Source organism: Nocardia noduli (genome assembly GCF_019038455.1).
Taxonomy (GTDB): domain Bacteria; phylum Actinomycetota; class Actinomycetes; order Mycobacteriales; family Mycobacteriaceae; genus Nocardia; species Nocardia noduli.
On the sequence record NZ_JAFMPL010000007.1, the window covers coordinates 24,330 to 39,378 of the forward strand.

Annotated in this window: 12 protein-coding genes; 7 read left to right on the forward strand and 5 right to left on the reverse strand. The window is 66.8% G+C overall.

Annotated features, from left to right (window positions below; all coding sequences use genetic code 11):
- Positions 1–10 precede the first annotated feature (10 nt).
- From mtnA to mtnC, 3 genes are read left to right on the forward strand one after another with little or no spacing between them, the layout of a single operon-like run.
- Positions 11–1,669 carry an S-methyl-5-thioribose-1-phosphate isomerase gene (gene mtnA / locus JZ792_RS06895; RefSeq protein ID WP_216908005.1) on the forward strand — a complete coding sequence of 553 codons (1,659 nt, stop codon included), beginning with the start codon at positions 11–13 and terminating at the stop codon, positions 1,667–1,669.
- On the forward strand, positions 1,666–2,241 hold the full coding sequence (locus JZ792_RS06900) for a 1,2-dihydroxy-3-keto-5-methylthiopentene dioxygenase (RefSeq protein WP_216908007.1): 576 nt from the start codon (positions 1,666–1,668) through the stop codon (positions 2,239–2,241). The genes mtnA and JZ792_RS06900 overlap by 4 nt, the downstream gene beginning before the upstream one ends.
- Positions 2,242–2,246: 5 nt before the next feature.
- Positions 2,247–2,954 carry an acireductone synthase gene (mtnC, locus tag JZ792_RS06905; RefSeq protein ID WP_216908174.1) on the forward strand — a complete coding sequence of 236 codons (708 nt, stop codon included), beginning with the start codon at positions 2,247–2,249 and terminating at the stop codon, positions 2,952–2,954.
- Between the two features lie 9 nt (positions 2,955–2,963).
- Here the strand turns inward: mtnC and JZ792_RS06910 are convergent, their stop codons facing one another.
- Entirely contained in the window at positions 2,964–3,911 is a 948-nt protein-coding gene (locus JZ792_RS06910) for a hypothetical protein (protein WP_216908009.1), read from the reverse strand.
- A 371-nt stretch (positions 3,912–4,282) separates the two neighbouring features.
- Positions 4,283–5,059: a helix-turn-helix transcriptional regulator gene (locus JZ792_RS06915; RefSeq protein ID WP_254189429.1), complete on the reverse strand. Its 777-nt coding sequence runs from the start codon at positions 5,057–5,059 to the stop codon at positions 4,283–4,285.
- Between the two features lie 972 nt (positions 5,060–6,031).
- On the opposite strand from JZ792_RS06915, the gene JZ792_RS06920 reads away from it, so the two are divergent.
- From JZ792_RS06920 to narI, 4 genes are read left to right on the forward strand one after another with little or no spacing between them, the layout of a single operon-like run.
- Positions 6,032–9,787, forward strand: a complete 3,756-nt coding sequence (locus JZ792_RS06920) for a nitrate reductase subunit alpha (RefSeq protein WP_438804299.1) — start codon at positions 6,032–6,034, stop codon at positions 9,785–9,787.
- Position 9,788: 1 nt separating this feature from the next.
- Positions 9,789–11,546 carry a nitrate reductase subunit beta gene (gene narH, locus JZ792_RS06925; protein WP_216908013.1) on the forward strand — a complete coding sequence of 586 codons (1,758 nt, stop codon included), beginning with the start codon at positions 9,789–9,791 and terminating at the stop codon, positions 11,544–11,546.
- Between the two features lie 58 nt (positions 11,547–11,604).
- A complete protein-coding gene (narJ, locus tag JZ792_RS06930; protein ID WP_216908015.1) occupies positions 11,605–12,285 on the forward strand; it encodes a nitrate reductase molybdenum cofactor assembly chaperone in 681 nt (226 codons plus the stop codon).
- Positions 12,282–13,040, forward strand: a complete 759-nt coding sequence (gene narI, locus JZ792_RS06935; protein WP_216908017.1) for a respiratory nitrate reductase subunit gamma — start codon at positions 12,282–12,284, stop codon at positions 13,038–13,040. Before narJ ends, narI begins: the two co-directional genes overlap by 4 nt.
- A 52-nt stretch (positions 13,041–13,092) precedes the next feature.
- Here the strand turns inward: narI and JZ792_RS06940 are convergent, their stop codons facing one another.
- The 3 genes from JZ792_RS06940 to JZ792_RS06950 form a co-directional block, all read right to left on the reverse strand.
- Entirely contained in the window at positions 13,093–13,545 is a 453-nt protein-coding gene (locus JZ792_RS06940; protein WP_216908019.1) for a VOC family protein, read from the reverse strand.
- Positions 13,546–13,690: 145 nt separating this feature from the next.
- Positions 13,691–14,026 carry a TfoX/Sxy family protein gene (locus tag JZ792_RS06945; RefSeq protein WP_216908021.1) on the reverse strand — a complete coding sequence of 112 codons (336 nt, stop codon included), beginning with the start codon at positions 14,024–14,026 and terminating at the stop codon, positions 13,691–13,693.
- 33 nt (positions 14,027–14,059) lie between these two features.
- Positions 14,060–15,037, reverse strand: a complete 978-nt coding sequence (locus tag JZ792_RS06950) for an alpha/beta hydrolase (RefSeq protein WP_216908023.1) — start codon at positions 15,035–15,037, stop codon at positions 14,060–14,062.
- Positions 15,038–15,049: the final 12 nt, after the last annotated feature.

The following is a 15,049-nucleotide window of genomic DNA, read 5'->3' on the forward strand; positions in this document are numbered from 1 at the left end:
GATTCACCTGATGGACGACAGTTCCCTGATCTGGGATGACGGTGCCTTGCTCACCATCGACCAGCGCGGACTGCCCGGTCAGGTGCGGCAACTGCGTCTGAGCACCGTTGAGCAGATCATCGACGCGATCTCGACGCTCGCCATCCGCGGGGCTCCCGCCATCGGTATCGCGGGCGCGTTCGGCGTGGTCATCGCCACCGCGGCCCACACCGTCGACGGGGTGGTCGACCTCGACCGAGTCCGAGTGGAAGCGGACAGGATCGCCCGAGCGCGGCCGACCGCGGTGAATCTGGCCTGGGCGGTACGCCGGGCGACGGCCGCGGTGCCCCGTGGCGCGGACGCCGTGCTCGCCACGGCGCTGGACATGCTGGCAGAGGACGGCCGGGTCAACCGCGCCGCCGCGACCAACACCGCCGACCTGGTGCGGGGACTACTCGGCGACCGGCCGTTGCGGGTGCTGACGCACTGCAATACCGGCCGCCTCGCCACCAGCGCCTTCGGCACCGCGATCGGCGCGATCCGGGTGCTGTTCGAACGCGACGCGATCGAGGAAGTGCTGGTCGACGAGACCAGGCCGCTGTTGCAGGGCGCGCGACTGACCGCGTGGGAGCTGGCCGAGGCCGGTATCCCGCACCGGCTCACCATCGATTCGGCCGCGGCCTGGGCCATGGCGACCGGGCAGGTCGACTGCGTGCTGGTCGGCGCGGATCGCATCACGGCCAACGGCGACGTCGCCAACAAGATCGGCACCTACATGCTCGCGCTCGCCGCGCGCCACCACGGGATCCCGTTCATCGTGGTCGCGCCCGAATCGACCCGCGATCCGAATATGGCCACCGGCGCCGAGATCGTGGTGGAGCAGCGCGCCGCCGCCGAGGTGACCGGTTTCGGCGGCGTCGTGACCGCTCCGGAAGGCACCGGGGTGTTCAACCCGGCCTTCGACGTGACCCCCGCCGCGCTGGTGAGCGCCGTGGTCACCGAGGCGGGCGTGGTCTATCACGACGGCGTCGCGGGCGGAGACGCCACCGCCACGGCCGTGGCGGAACTGGCGCGCGGGCTGTACCTGCGTGGCTGGATGCCCGGCACGGCGGGAAATATCTCGGTGCGGCAAGGGGATTCGGCCCTGGTCACCGGCAGCGGACTGTCCAAGGGCGAGCTCACCGCCGACGATATGGTCACCGTCGGTGTCGCCGATTCGGTGCCCGAACCCGGGCAGCGCCGCAGGCCGTCGGCCGAGACCACCATCCACACCGCGGTCTACCGGAGCACCGACGCCGCGGCCGTCGTGCACATCCACCCGCCGCACGCGACGACACTGTCCACCCGGACCGGGGCGCGCGAGGAGATCGCCGTGCTGCGGATCGCCGACTACGAACTCATCAAGGGTTTGGGCGGCGCGGATCCCGGCGTGATCGAGATTCCGATCTTCCCGAACTGGGGCGACGTCGCGCGCATCGGCGCCGACGTCGAGCGCTACCTGACCGAATCCCCCGGCGCACCACCGATTTTCGGTATCGCGGGCCACGGCATCACCGCGTGGGGGGACACTCTTGCCCAGGCTCGCGACCGCGCCGAGTGCCTGGAGGCGCTCTGCGAGCTGGTGACCCGTTCCGGACGGCGGCACGCCTTCGCCGCCGACACCGACCTGATGGAGATCGGACCGAGATGACACTCTTGCAGATCATGGCCGCCGACAATGCCGCCGAGGTCCGGGTGCGGACCACCGACGACGCGGTGATCACCGCCGAATTGGCCCGTCGCGGTATCGCTTTCGACCGCTGGCCGGTCGTGGCCGACGCCGCGTCGGTGGCGTCGGACCAACTACTCGCCCACTACGCCGACGAAGTCGCCGCCCTCAACGCGTCTGGCCGCTACCGCCATATCGATATCGCGCGCATCCACCCGGACGACGCCGATCCGGCCTGGCAGCAGACCGCGGCGGGAGCGCGGGCCAAATTCCTCGACGAGCACCGGCACGCCGAGGACGAGGTGCGCTACTTCGCCGCCGGACGTGGCTGCTTCTACCTGCGCCTGGAGGACGAGGTGCTGGCCGTGGTGTGCGAGGGCGGGGATCTGCTGTCGGTGCCCGCGGGCACACGGCACTGGTTCGATATGGGCACCCGCCCCGATTTCATCGCGATCCGGTTCTTCGAGGAGGCCGACGGCTGGGTCGGAGATTTCACCGGAGATCCCATCGGCGCGGGTTTCCCGACCCTCGACGAGCTGCTGACCGCGCCGTGACCGACGTGATCACCGCCGTCGTACTCGATATCGAGGGAACGACGAGCCCGACCGATTCGGTGCGGGAGGATCTGTACGGCTACACCCGGGCCAGACTCGGCGACTGGTTGCGCGAGAACCGGACCGGCGCGGCCGCGCCGGTCCTGGCGGGAACCAGGGATGCGGCTGGTCGCCCCGACGCCGACGTCGACGAGGTGGCAGAGATCCTGCGCGGCTGGCTCGGTTCGGATGTGAAGGCCGAACCGTTGAAGACCGCGCAGGGCCTCATCTGCGCCGAGGGTTTCCGTTCCGGCGCGCTGCACGGCGAATTCTTCGCCGACGTCGTGCCCGCGCTCACCGCCTGGCACGCGGCCGGACTGCGGCTGTACGTGTATTCGTCGGGTTCGGTGCGCAATCAGCGCGATTGGTTCGCCTTCGCCCGCGGCGGCGACCTGGGTTCCCTGATCGGGGACTATTTCGATCTGACGACCGCCGGTCCGAAACGCGAGTCGGCGTCCTACGAGACGATCGCCGCGGCCGTCGACACCCCCGCGTCGGGAATCCTGTTCCTGTCCGATCATCCGGACGAACTCGACGCCGCGGTGGCGGCGGGCTGGTCGGTGGTCGGTGTGCACCGTCCGGGCGAACCCCAGCGTCCGAGGCCGCCGCACCGCTGGGTGGACTCCTTCGAACAGATCCGCCCGATGGCGAGTGCGGGCCTTCGGGCCCGGTAGTTCCGGCCTTCAGGCTCCGTAGACCCGGACCGAGGGGCGGACCGAACCGATGCGGCCGTGCTGGACGGCGGCGAAGATGCGGCGCGCGTGCACCGCGACGGGGCTGGTCGACCAGGGCGCGAGCGCCGTGGTGAACATCAGTTCGCACCAGGACAGGGTCGGCACCTCGCCGGCGGCGAGCGTCGCGATCAACGACATCTCGGTATCGTGACCGGTCCACGCCGCCACCAGCCAGGACGCGTCGAGGCGGCCGAGGAATTCCTCGGCGTCCTCGGGCGGGCCGTGGGGTGCGTCGACGGCCAGGTGCACGACGGCCGCGATCGAATGGCGCATTCTGGCGTCGATACCCATCGCGTCGTGCAGCAGTAATGCCTCCAACGCGGCGCGCAACTCCACACCGGGGTCGACCTGCGGACCGAGCGAACCGGCCGGACCGGTACCAGCGTTGCGCGTCATAGGCATGCTCTCCTTCGGGTCGTCGTACATCACTACGGATCGGAGGTGGCGCCCTTGCCCGCTCTCCGCTGTCCTGGATTCGACCGTCTCGCCGACCAGATCGATCAGTGCTCCGGGATTCCAATCGAGCCTGCCGAAGACGTGGCACCAGTCCATCGCCGGGTTGTCCTCGGACACCTCGACGGCCAGGGCGAGACCGGACATCGACGCGGTGCACGCGAGGGTCACCCGGTCGAGATCGGATTCGGTGACGGTGAGATGCAGCGTCGCCTCCGGATATCCGGAATCCGCCCGCACCCGTCCTGCCAACCACACCGCCCGTACCGCCGCGGCCATCGCACCGGCGAAACGATCACCGTGCGGATGGTCGTCGTCACTGTCCAGGAAGGGGCCGTACCAGAGTGCTCTGCCCTCGTCCCCGCATACCGCGAACGTTCCGTTCCCACAGTCGGCCGCCGCCGCCAACGAGATGTGGGGTACCAATTCGACCTCATCGACCATGCGTAATCGCTCCCGCAATGTTTTCGCAATCCATGGACGTGCTGCTCATCGAATCACGGTTCCGTAAGTAATTGCCCACACCGTGATAAACGGATCAAATACGCTTCCACCATCGTTGTCCATACAATCTCCGACATCTCCCGCACCCTGTGAAGTACCTGCACCGGCCAGGGCACCTACCGCACCGGCGGGCCACGGGACCGGGTTCGGGCATATCGCCAGCAACGCCATCGCGGCCTGTCGGTCGACCGGTACGGTCACCATATGCCCCTCGTCGGATCGCCTTCCACGACAGTTCGTTTTCGTCCGCTCGCCGTCGTGGCGACGACGCGGCCGAACGTCGCGAGGTATTCGCCCGCGCCGCATCCCGGCTACCGACCGTGATCCACGCCGGACACCGATGCCGCGCTCTCGGTGGGGTCCAGACACGGGGTGCGGATTCCGAGAAAGAATTGGATTCTGCCCGGATGATTCCCGGAATCGACACGGAACATCTGGACGTCGAGACTGAAGCAATCGCCGGAGTCCGGATCCCGCAGGTGCATGTGCGGACTGTCGCGCCCGTATGTGGTCCCCCCGGCCGCCCACATCCGCCGGAATTCCGGATATTCGCCCAGTTCGGCCAGCAATTCCGCGGCCCACTCGGTGTCGCCGGATTGTCCGATGAGTCCGCGCAACCAGTCAACGGTCATCGCGGCCTCGCGCTCCCACTCCACCATCACCCGGGTGGACAACTCGTTGCCGAAGAACCAGCGCAGCATGTTGCCGTCGTCGACCAGACCGGAGAACGCGCTGGCGTAGGAATCGTTGCAGGACAGAATGTTCCACCTGGTATCGAGGTAGCACGCCGCGTTCGGTTCGTGCACGACCAGCCCGTTGCGCATGTCGTCGCTGATCTGCCCGCGCAGTTCCTCGACGCCGGGGAACCGGTCCTCGGCCAGACCCGCGAGGTCGAACAGATGCCTGCGCTCGGCGTCACCGAGCGGGCTGATCCGGTCCAGATATCGAATCAGCGCGTCGACCACCGCCCTGGTCGGATGATCACGATCGCCGCCCTCCAGATGCGTGATATAGCTGGAGCTGACACCGGCGGCAAATGCCAGTTTCTCCCGAGATATGCGCCGTTCGTCCCTGAGTCGTCGCAGCAACCCCCCGAAGGTGGGCGGTCGCAATAGATTCCCTACGCCGACGTCCGTCGTTTTGCGTGGCACAGCAATCCGCTCCTATGAAACTGTAGACGTATCAACGATTCGAGCACTTCACCATGGAGATCAGGACGAGCCCTCCCCGTCCTGTTCGATACGAGAAAGACCGGGCGGCACCTGGCTCCCATCGTCAACTATGCGGGCACCTGCCCATAGCGACTGATATTAAACGATATTATTTCTTTATATTAGTGGGACTCGCGGTATGTTGGCTACATCACAGCAAAGATCTTGGTCGTGAATCGGATGATGCCACAGCGGCATTGAACCCCGGAGAGTTCCGGACCGGCTCATAGCAACCGCGCGCCGGAATGTCGCGGCGGCGCGCCGCCGACACGCAGACGGATGACACGTCCACGACAGCGCGGAACCCGAACGACGACACCGTCCGCGGGCCCACGCGCACACCCCCGACATACCGGACATCACGACGCGAACAGAAATTCGATCAATTCGATCCACGGAAAACGAAGACAGTTACTGCTGTCCGGAAATACCGTCGATTGAATAAACCGACCGACCAGCTAATCGATAGGGAAACGATTCACCGGGGGCCTCACGTCGCCGCGCACGACGGCCGCGCGACCGCCCCGGATCGGGTCCCGAGGCCCTCCGGATACCCCGCGGTTCGTGTTAACAAATATTAAGCGTCCGAGAAGCCCCGGTTTCCAAAGCATCACCGCCAAGCCCCCGATACACCCACCCGGTACGGCATTTCTGCCGGTCAGAGCATATCCCCCCTGGTCGCGTCGACATGCGCGACAAATCGGGCGCCGTGCGCAATGACCATGAGGTTGCGCCGATCTCACAACTCACCGAGGGTCCTAGCGCGCTGTGAGAGATTCGTTTGGCCACGGGTGCCGACCTCCTTAAAGTCGGTGCAACAGCCCAACTCAACTGCTCGAAGGGGGCGTCGTGGTTAATTCACGCACTCGGAATTCCGGACCCTCCGGTGGGGCGGGTCTGCCTTCCGCGAACGCGGGTGACGCATTGCTCCGATTGGGAAAGTATTTCCAGATCGGCGAGGTCTCGACCGATCAGCGCAGCCTGCACAAGGTCGGTGGGCGCGGCGCCGACGAGTTCTACCGGGATCGCTGGGCCCACGACAAGGTGGTGCGCTCCACCCACGGCGTCAACTGCACCGGTTCGTGCTCGTGGAAGATCTACGTCAAGGACGGCGTGATCACCTGGGAGTCGCAGCAGACCGACTATCCCTCCGTCGGCTCGGACAAACCCGAATACGAGCCGCGCGGCTGCCCCCGCGGCGCGTCCTTCTCCTGGTACACCTACTCCCCGGCGCGGGTCCGCTACCCGTATGTGCGCGGCGTGCTGCTCGAGCTGTACCGGGAAGCCAAGGAGAAGGTCAAGGATCCGGTACTGGCCTGGGAGGCCGTCGTCGAGGATCCGGAGAAGGCGGCGCGCTACAAATCCGCGCGCGGCAAGGGCGGATTCGTACGCGCCGAATGGTGGGAGGCCGCCGAGATCGCGGCGGCCGCGCACGTGCACACCATCAAGCGTTACGGACCCGACCGGGTCGCGGGTTTCTCGCCCATCCCGGCGATGTCGATGGTCAGCCATGCCGTCGGCGCCCGCTTCATCTCGCTGCTCGGCGGCTCGATGCTGTCGTTCTACGACTGGTACGCCGACCTGCCCGTCGCCTCGCCCCAGGTGTTCGGCGACCAGACCGACGTGCCCGAATCGGCGGACTGGTTCGACGCGGGCTACCTGATCATGTGGGGTTCCAACGTCCCGGTGACCCGAACCCCGGACGCGCACTACATGACCGAGGCGCGTTACCGGGGGCAGAAGGTCGTCGTGGTCTCCCCCGACTACGCCGACAACACCAAATTCGCCGACGAATGGGTGGCCGCGCACCCGGGAACCGATGCGGCACTTGCGATGTCGATGGGCCACGTCATCCTCAAGGAATTCTTCGTCGACCGGCCGACCCCGCGCTTCCTCGACTACATCAAGCGCTACACCGACCTGCCGTATCTGGTCTGCCTCGACGATCCGCAGGGCTGGGACGCCGACGGCAACTATCACCACGACGGCGCGCTGGCGGGCAAATTCCTGACCGCCGCCGATCTGGGTCACACCGACGAGGGCGCGGCGCACAAGCCGGTGCTGCTCGACGCGGCCGCGAACCCGGTGGTGCCCAACGGTTCCCTCGGCCACCGCTTCAACGAGGCGGACGCGGGCAAGTGGAATCTCGACCTCGAAGGCGTCGACCCGCTGCTGAGCCTCTACGACGCGCCCGATCGCGGCTCGATGGCCGTGCGCCTGCCGCGTTTCGACACCGATACCGCCGGTGTGCTGGTGCGCGGCGTGCCGACCATGACGGTCGCGGGGAGGCGGGTCACCACGGTCTTCGATCTGCTGCTCGCGCAGTACGGCGTCGGGCGCGACGGATTGCCCGGCACCTGGCCGACCGGCTACGACGACGCCTCCGAGCCGTACACCCCTGCCTGGCAGGAGACCATCACCGGCGTTCCCGCCGTGCAGGCCGCGCGGGTCGCCCGTGAATTCGCCGACAACGCCGAACGTTCCGGCGGTCGCTCGATGATCCTGATGGGCGCGGGCACCAACCACTGGTTCCATTCCGACCAGATCTACCGCGCCTTCTTCACCCTGACGCTGCTCACCGGCTGCCAGGGCGTGAACGGCGGCGGCTGGGCGCATTACGTCGGACAGGAGAAATGCCGTCCGGTCACCGGGTGGTCCACCCTGGCCTTCGGCCTGGACTGGCAGCGCCCGCCGCGGCAGATGCAGGGCACCGTGTTCTGGTACCTGACCAACGATCAGTGGCGCTACGACCCGTTCACCTCGCAGTCTTTCGCCTCCCCGCTGGGCAAGGGCACCTTCCGTGGCCGCACCGCCGCGGACAATATCGCGCTGGCGAGCAGGCTCGGCTGGATGCCGACCTACCCGACCTTCAACCGCAATCCGCTCGATCTCGCCGACGAGGCCGAGGCGGCGGGTAAATCGGCGGCCGACTACGTGGTCGACGGCCTCAAATCCGAAGACCTGCGCTTCGCCTGCGAGGATCCCGACGCACCGGAGAATTTCCCGCGCTGCCTGACCGTCTGGCGGGCGAACCTGCTCGGCTCCTCCGGCAAGGGCAACGAATACTTCCACAAACACCTGCTCGGCGCGGATTCCAATGTGCAGACCACCGACGCCACCGGCGTGCGCCCGCAGGAACTGGTGTGGCGGGACAAGGCGGCCACCGGAAAGTTGGATCTGCTGCTGTCACTGGACTTCCGGATGACGAGCACGACCCTGTTCTCCGATATCGTGCTGCCCGCGGCCACCTGGTACGAGAAGCACGACCTCTCCTCGACCGATATGCACCCGTTCGTGCACGCGTTCTCCGCGGCGATCTCGCCGCCGTGGGAGGCGAAAACCGATTTCGACGCCTTCCATCGCATCGCCCGCGGCGTCGCGTGGATGTCGGAGAAGCATCTCGGCAAGCGCAAGGACATCGTCGCGGTGCCGTTGCAGCACGATTCGCCCGATGCCCTGGCCCAGGTGGGCGGCAAGGTGCTGGACTGGAAAGCGGGCGAATGCGAGCCGATTCCGGGCAAGACCATGCCGAAGATCGTGGTGGTCGAACGTGACTACCCGAATATCGCGGAGAAGATGGCGGCCCTCGGGCCGCTCGTCGAAACACTCGGCCTGACCACCAAGGGGGTCACCACCTACCCCGAGGCCGAGGTCACCTACCTGGCCGGGATGAACGGCACCGTGGTGTCGGGGATCGCGCAGGGACGGCCGTCGCTGGCCAAGGACACCCACGCGGCCGAGGCCATCCTCGCGCTGTCGGGTACCACCAACGGCAGGCTGGCGGTGGAGGGTTTCGAGGCGCTGGAACGGCGCACCGGCACCAAACTCGCCGATCTGGCGGCCGAACACGAGGGTAAGCGGATCACCTTCGCCGACACCCAGGCCAGGCCGGTTCCGGTGATCACCTCGCCGGAATGGTCGGGCAGCGAGACCGGCGGACGGCGCTACTCACCGTTCACCATCAACACCGAACGGCTCAAGCCGTGGCATACGCTCACCGGCCGCCAGCATTTCTACCTCGACCACGACTGGATGGTCGAACTCGGCGAACAGATGCCGATCTTCCGGCCACCGCTGGATATGACAGCCCTGTTCAGCGAACCCGGCGTCGGCGACGTCGGCGCCAACGGCGTCACGGTGCGGTACCTCACGCCGCATTCCAAGTGGTCCATCCATTCGGCCTACCAGGACAACCTGCACATGCTGACGCTCTCGCGCGGCGGTCAGTCGATCTGGATGTCGGATAAGGACGCGGCGAAAATCGGTGTGGCCGACAATGATTGGATCGAGGCGATCAACCGCAACGGTATCGTCGTCGCCCGCGCCATCGTGTCGCACCGGATGCCGGAGGGCACCGTCTTCATGTACCACGCCCAGGACCGCGCCGTCGACGTGCCGCGTATCGAGGGCACACCCGAGGTGGGCGCGGCGCGCGGCAAACGCGGCGGCATCCACAACGCGCTCACCAGGATCATGATCAAACCCTCACACCTCATCGGTGGGTACGCCCAGCAGTCCTTCGCGCTGAACTACCACGGGCCCACCGGAAATCAGCGCGACGAGGTCACCACGATTCGTCGCCGCAGCCAGGACGTGGAGTACTGATATGCGTGTTATGGCACAGCTCGCCATGGTGATGAACCTGGACAAATGCATCGGCTGCCACACCTGTAGCGTCACCTGCAAGCAGGCGTGGACCAACCGCGGCGGCACCGAGTACGTCTGGTTCAACAATGTGGAAACCCGTCCCGGACAGGGTTATCCGCGCCAGTACCAGGACCAGGAGAAGTGGAAGGGCGGCTGGACGCTCACCAAACGCGGAAAGCTGACCCTCAAGTCGGGCTCTCGGCTCAAGCGAATGCTGAACATCTTCGCCAATCCCGATATGCCGACGGTGTCGGACTACTACGAACCGTGGAGTTACGACTACGACAATCTGCTGTCGTCGCCGCCGATCGACACGGTACCGGTGGCACGGCCCAAATCGTTGATCACCGGCGAGGACACCCAGGTCACCTGGGGCGCGAACTGGGACGACGATCTGGGTTCGGGTCCGGAGCAGGTCGGCAAGGACCCGCTGCTGTCGCGGTTGTCGGACCAGGTGAAACTGGAGTTCGAACAGACCTTCATGTTCTACCTGCCGCGCATCTGCGAGCACTGCCTCAATCCGTCGTGCGCGGCCTCCTGCCCGTCCGGCGCGATCTACAAGCGGGCCGAAGACGGCATCGTGCTGGTCGACCAGGACAAATGCCGTGGTTGGCGGCAGTGCGTCACCGCGTGCCCCTACAAGAAGATCTACTTCAACCACAAGACGGGCAAAGCGGAGAAGTGCACCTTCTGCTACCCGCGCGTGGAAGTGGGAATTCCGACCGTCTGCTCGGAGACCTGCGTGGGACGGCTGCGCTACATCGGCGTGATGCTCTACGACGCCGACAAGGTGCAGGAAGCGGCCTCGGTCACCAATGACAAGGATCTCTACCCGTCGCAGCTCGGCGTTTTCCTCAACCCGCACGACCCGCGTGTCGTCACCGAGGCGGAACGGGCCGGGATCTCACCGGAATGGATTCAGGCCGCCCAGGATTCGCCGGTCTACAAGCTGATCGTCGACTACCAGATCGCACTGCCGCTGCATCCTGAATACCGCACCATGCCGATGGTCTGGTACGTGCCGCCGCTCTCGCCGGTGGTCGACGTGCTGTCCGAGACCGGTCACGACGGCGAGAGCGCGTCGAATCTGTTCGGCGCCATCGACGCGCTGCGTATTCCGGTGGAATACCTCGCCGAATTGTTCACCGCGGGTGACGTCGGACCGGTCCGCGCGGCGCTGCAACGACTCGCGGGCATGCGGGCGTTCATGCGATCGGTGAACCTCGGCGAGGAACCCGATCCGAACATCGCACCCTCGGTGCGGCTGGAACCGGAGGAGATCGAGGCGCTGTACCGGCTGCTGGCGATCGCCAAATACGAACACCGGTACGTGATCCCCAACGGCGCGGGTTCGCAGGCGCATCAGCTCGACGCCCTGGCCACCGGATGCAGCCTCGACACCGACGGCGGACCGGGAATGACCGCCTTCGATCAGATGGTGGAGAAATTCCAGCTCAACGACAACAACGGCGCCGCGCCGGAGGAGAAGTCGAACCGGATCAACCTGCTGAACTGGGACGGCAAATCCACCTCGGGCCTGCTGCCCACCGCCGAGTCGACCAACGGCAACGGCGTCACCGGGAACGGCAACGGCGCCAACGGCAACGGCAGCAACGGCGCTGCCGGGAACGGCTCGACGGACCATGCCGGCAACGGCGCCGCGCATGGTCCGTCGGCTGAAACCGTCACCCCCGCCGTCGACGTGGTGCCGCGATGACCCGCCGCGTCGGCGGCCTCCGAGCCCTCCGCCCCGTCGACGGCGACGGAGTGGCGCGATGAGCCTGCTGAAGATCCGCCGCCGTCCCGAACCGACGATTCCGATGTCGGACCGCGACCGTCGCCTGGTGTGGCGACTGGCCGCGCTGCTGCTGGACTACCCGTCCGCCGATCTGCTGGCCATGCTCGACGAATTGAGCGGCGTGACAGCGCAATTGCCCGAGCACGTGCGCACGCAGATCGACCGCCTGCTGACGCATCTGCGCGTGACGCCGCCGATCGAACTCGCGGCGAGCTATGTCGAGACCTTCGACATGCGCAGGCGCGCGAGTATGCACCTGACGTTCTACGCCTTCGGCGACACCCGCAAACGCGGTATGGCACTGCTGCGTTTCAAGCACGCCTACAAACACGCGGGCGTGGAACTGGGCGACGAGGAACTGCCCGACCACCTGCCGGTGCTGCTCGAATTCTCCGCGACCGTCGACCCGATCGGCGGGGAACGCCTGCTCGGCGAGCACCTGCCGGTGATCGAACTGCTCCGACTGTCGCTGTCGGACAGTGGTTCTCCCTACGCGGGCGTGCTCGGCGCGGTCACCGCGACGATGCCACCGCTCACCACGGCCGACCGGCGGCGTATCGCCGAACTCGCGGCCGAGGGCCCGCCGGAGGAAGAGGTCGGACTCGATCCCTTCGCGATGGATCCCACGATGTTCGCCCAGTCGGAAGGCCGACGATGAATTACACCCCGCACCTACCGACCGAACTGTGGCTGATCCTGCCGTACGTGGCCTTCACCTCGTTCGTACTCGGTCACATCTGGCGCTATCGCAACGATCAATTCGGCTGGACCACACGGTCTTCGCAGATCTACGAGAGCAGGCTGCTACGCCTGGGCAGTCCGCTGTTCCACTTCGGCATGCTCGGCGTCTTCGGCGGACATGTGCTCGGCGTGCTGATCCCGGAATCGTGGACCGCGGCCGTCGGCATCTCCGAACACACCTATCACGTGATCGCCGTCGGCGCGGGGTCGATCGCGGGTCTGTCGGTGCTGGCGGGCGTCGGGATCCTGCTGTACCGCCGCCTGACCGTCACCGCGGTGCGCAAGGCGACCACGACCAACGACAAATTCATGTACGTGCTGCTCACCGCCGCGCTCGTCTCCGGCCTGCTCAATACCTGGGGCAGCAACCTGCTGTGGGGCACCTACAACTACCGCGAATCCGTATCCCCGTGGTTCCGTAGCCTTTTCAGCCTCAACCCGAGCCCGGAGCTGATGGTCGACACCCCGTGGACCTTCCAGCTGCACGGACTGGTCGTGCTCACGCTGGTGGCGATGTGGCCCTACACCCGGCTGGTGCACATGTTCAGCGCGCCGATCGGCTATTTCACCAGGCCTTATATCGTGTACCGGCACAAGCAGTCCGACGCGCCCGACACCCGCCGCTACGCGCGGGCCTGGGATTCCCCGGTCACGCCGGAACGCTGGCGCTGACGAACACCCGAGATGCCCGCCCACCACGTCCGGTGGGCGGGCATCCGGTATTTCAGGCGTTGTCGTAGGCGTCGCGCAGCACCTTGATATCCAGTTTCGACATCGTCCGCAGCGCGGCGCCCGCCGCGGCGCTCTTGACCGGATCGTCGCCCATCATCAGTTCCGGCAGTCCGGCCGGGGCGACCTGCCAGGACAGTCCGAAGCGGTCGGTGAGCCAGCCGCAATTGCCGGGCTCGCCGCCCTCGGTGAGCGCGTCCCACAGCCGGTCGACCTCCTCCTGGGTGTCCACGACCAGCTGGATCGAGACCGCGTCGGTGAGCGGGTGGCCGGGTCCGCCGTTCATCAGGGTGATCGCCTGGCCGTCCAGGTCGACGGTGACGATGAAGGCCGAGCCGTCGGGGTGGCGCGCGATATCGACGATGCGGGAATTCGGGACCAGTTCCACGTAGCGGTTGGCGGCCTGCTCGGCCTCGGACTCGAACCAGAGGAAAGTGTTGACGGACATGATGTGCTCCTTGTGAGGTGGTGATGACCTGCTGTCACCCTTCGGTCGGAACCACCGCGCCCCGCTCGACATATCTCGGCAGAAATTTCCGAAGTTTTTTCTCGATACCGAAATTCCCTGGTCGGACCGGGTCCGGAACCATCGGTTAGCTCTTGGCCGGTAGCGATCTGGCATAGGCTACGCCGCGTTCGACCCATTCGCGCAGGGCCGCGTCCGCCTCGACCGCCTCGGCGCTCACGCGCAGCCAGCCGTCGATCTCGCGTCCGCCCATCACCATCGACTGCACTCTTTCGCCGTCGAGCAGATCACCGCCGAGACCGGGATCGACGCGCACCATCAAACCGCCCTTACCGCTGGCCGCGACCGCCATGTTTCCGCCGACCAGGAATGCCAGGCCGCCGAACATCTTCTTCTCGGTGAACCCCGAAGCCGGACCGACGAGCTCCCGGACGCGCTCGGCGAGTTCTTCGTCATATGCCATGGTCACCAGTGTGGACCCGGGCACCGACACGTCCTAGACGCCGAGCGCGGCGGCGAACATCGGCCAGGAACGGTGGACGTCGTCCTGCCAGTACGGCCACGCGTGGGTGCCCGCGGCGCGCATGTCGACGGTGGCCGGTATGCCCAGTGCGGCGAGCCGGTCCGCGAGCGGGCGGGTGCACCTGCCGACGACCGTCTCCATGACGCCGCCGACCAGGACCCGATCCAGCAGCGCGCCGGGATTGCCGCCGATGCCGGGCGCGCCGAAGGTGTCGTGCGGACCTGGCAGCCCGTTGCCCGCCGAGATGTAGAGCGCCTTGCCGCGCAGCCGGTCGGCGTGCAGGACGGGATCGTTCTCCGCCCAGGCCGGATTGTTCAGCGCGCCCCACATATTCGCGGCATTGCCGCCGAACAGCGCGAGTTCGGATTGGATGAGCAGCTGCCCGGCCACGTCGCTGGTGCGCGCGCAACCGCTGTAGGCTCCGACGGCCTGATACAGCTCGGGCGCGGCGATGGCCAGGTTCAGCGCGGAGGTCGCCGACATCGACAGCCCCGCCACGGCGTTGCGTCCGGTCATCCCGAAACGCTCGTCGAGCAGCGGGGGCAGTTCCCTGGTCAGGAACGTGGCCCACTTGTTGCGACCGAGCACCGGATCGTCGGCGATCCAATCGGTGTAGTAGCTCGCGCGCCCGCCCATCGGCACGATGACGTTCACCGGTTTGTCGGCGAAGAAATCCTCCACATCGGTCCGGCGCGGCCACGGGCCGCCGCTCTCACCGCCGTCGACCGCGTTGAGCAGGTACAGCGCGGGCGCGCCCGCGCCGGGATGCGACATCCACAGGGTGATGGGCCGGTTCATGGCGGCCGAGTACACCACCACCTCGAATTGACGCCCGCCCAGCGGACGGACGTCGACGATGCCGGATCCCGAGTCGGCCGCCGCGACCGGCGGCCACACGAGCGCGGCGAAGGCGGCGATGACGGCGATCGAACAGCTCACGAGCCGATGCATGATTCGAGTGTC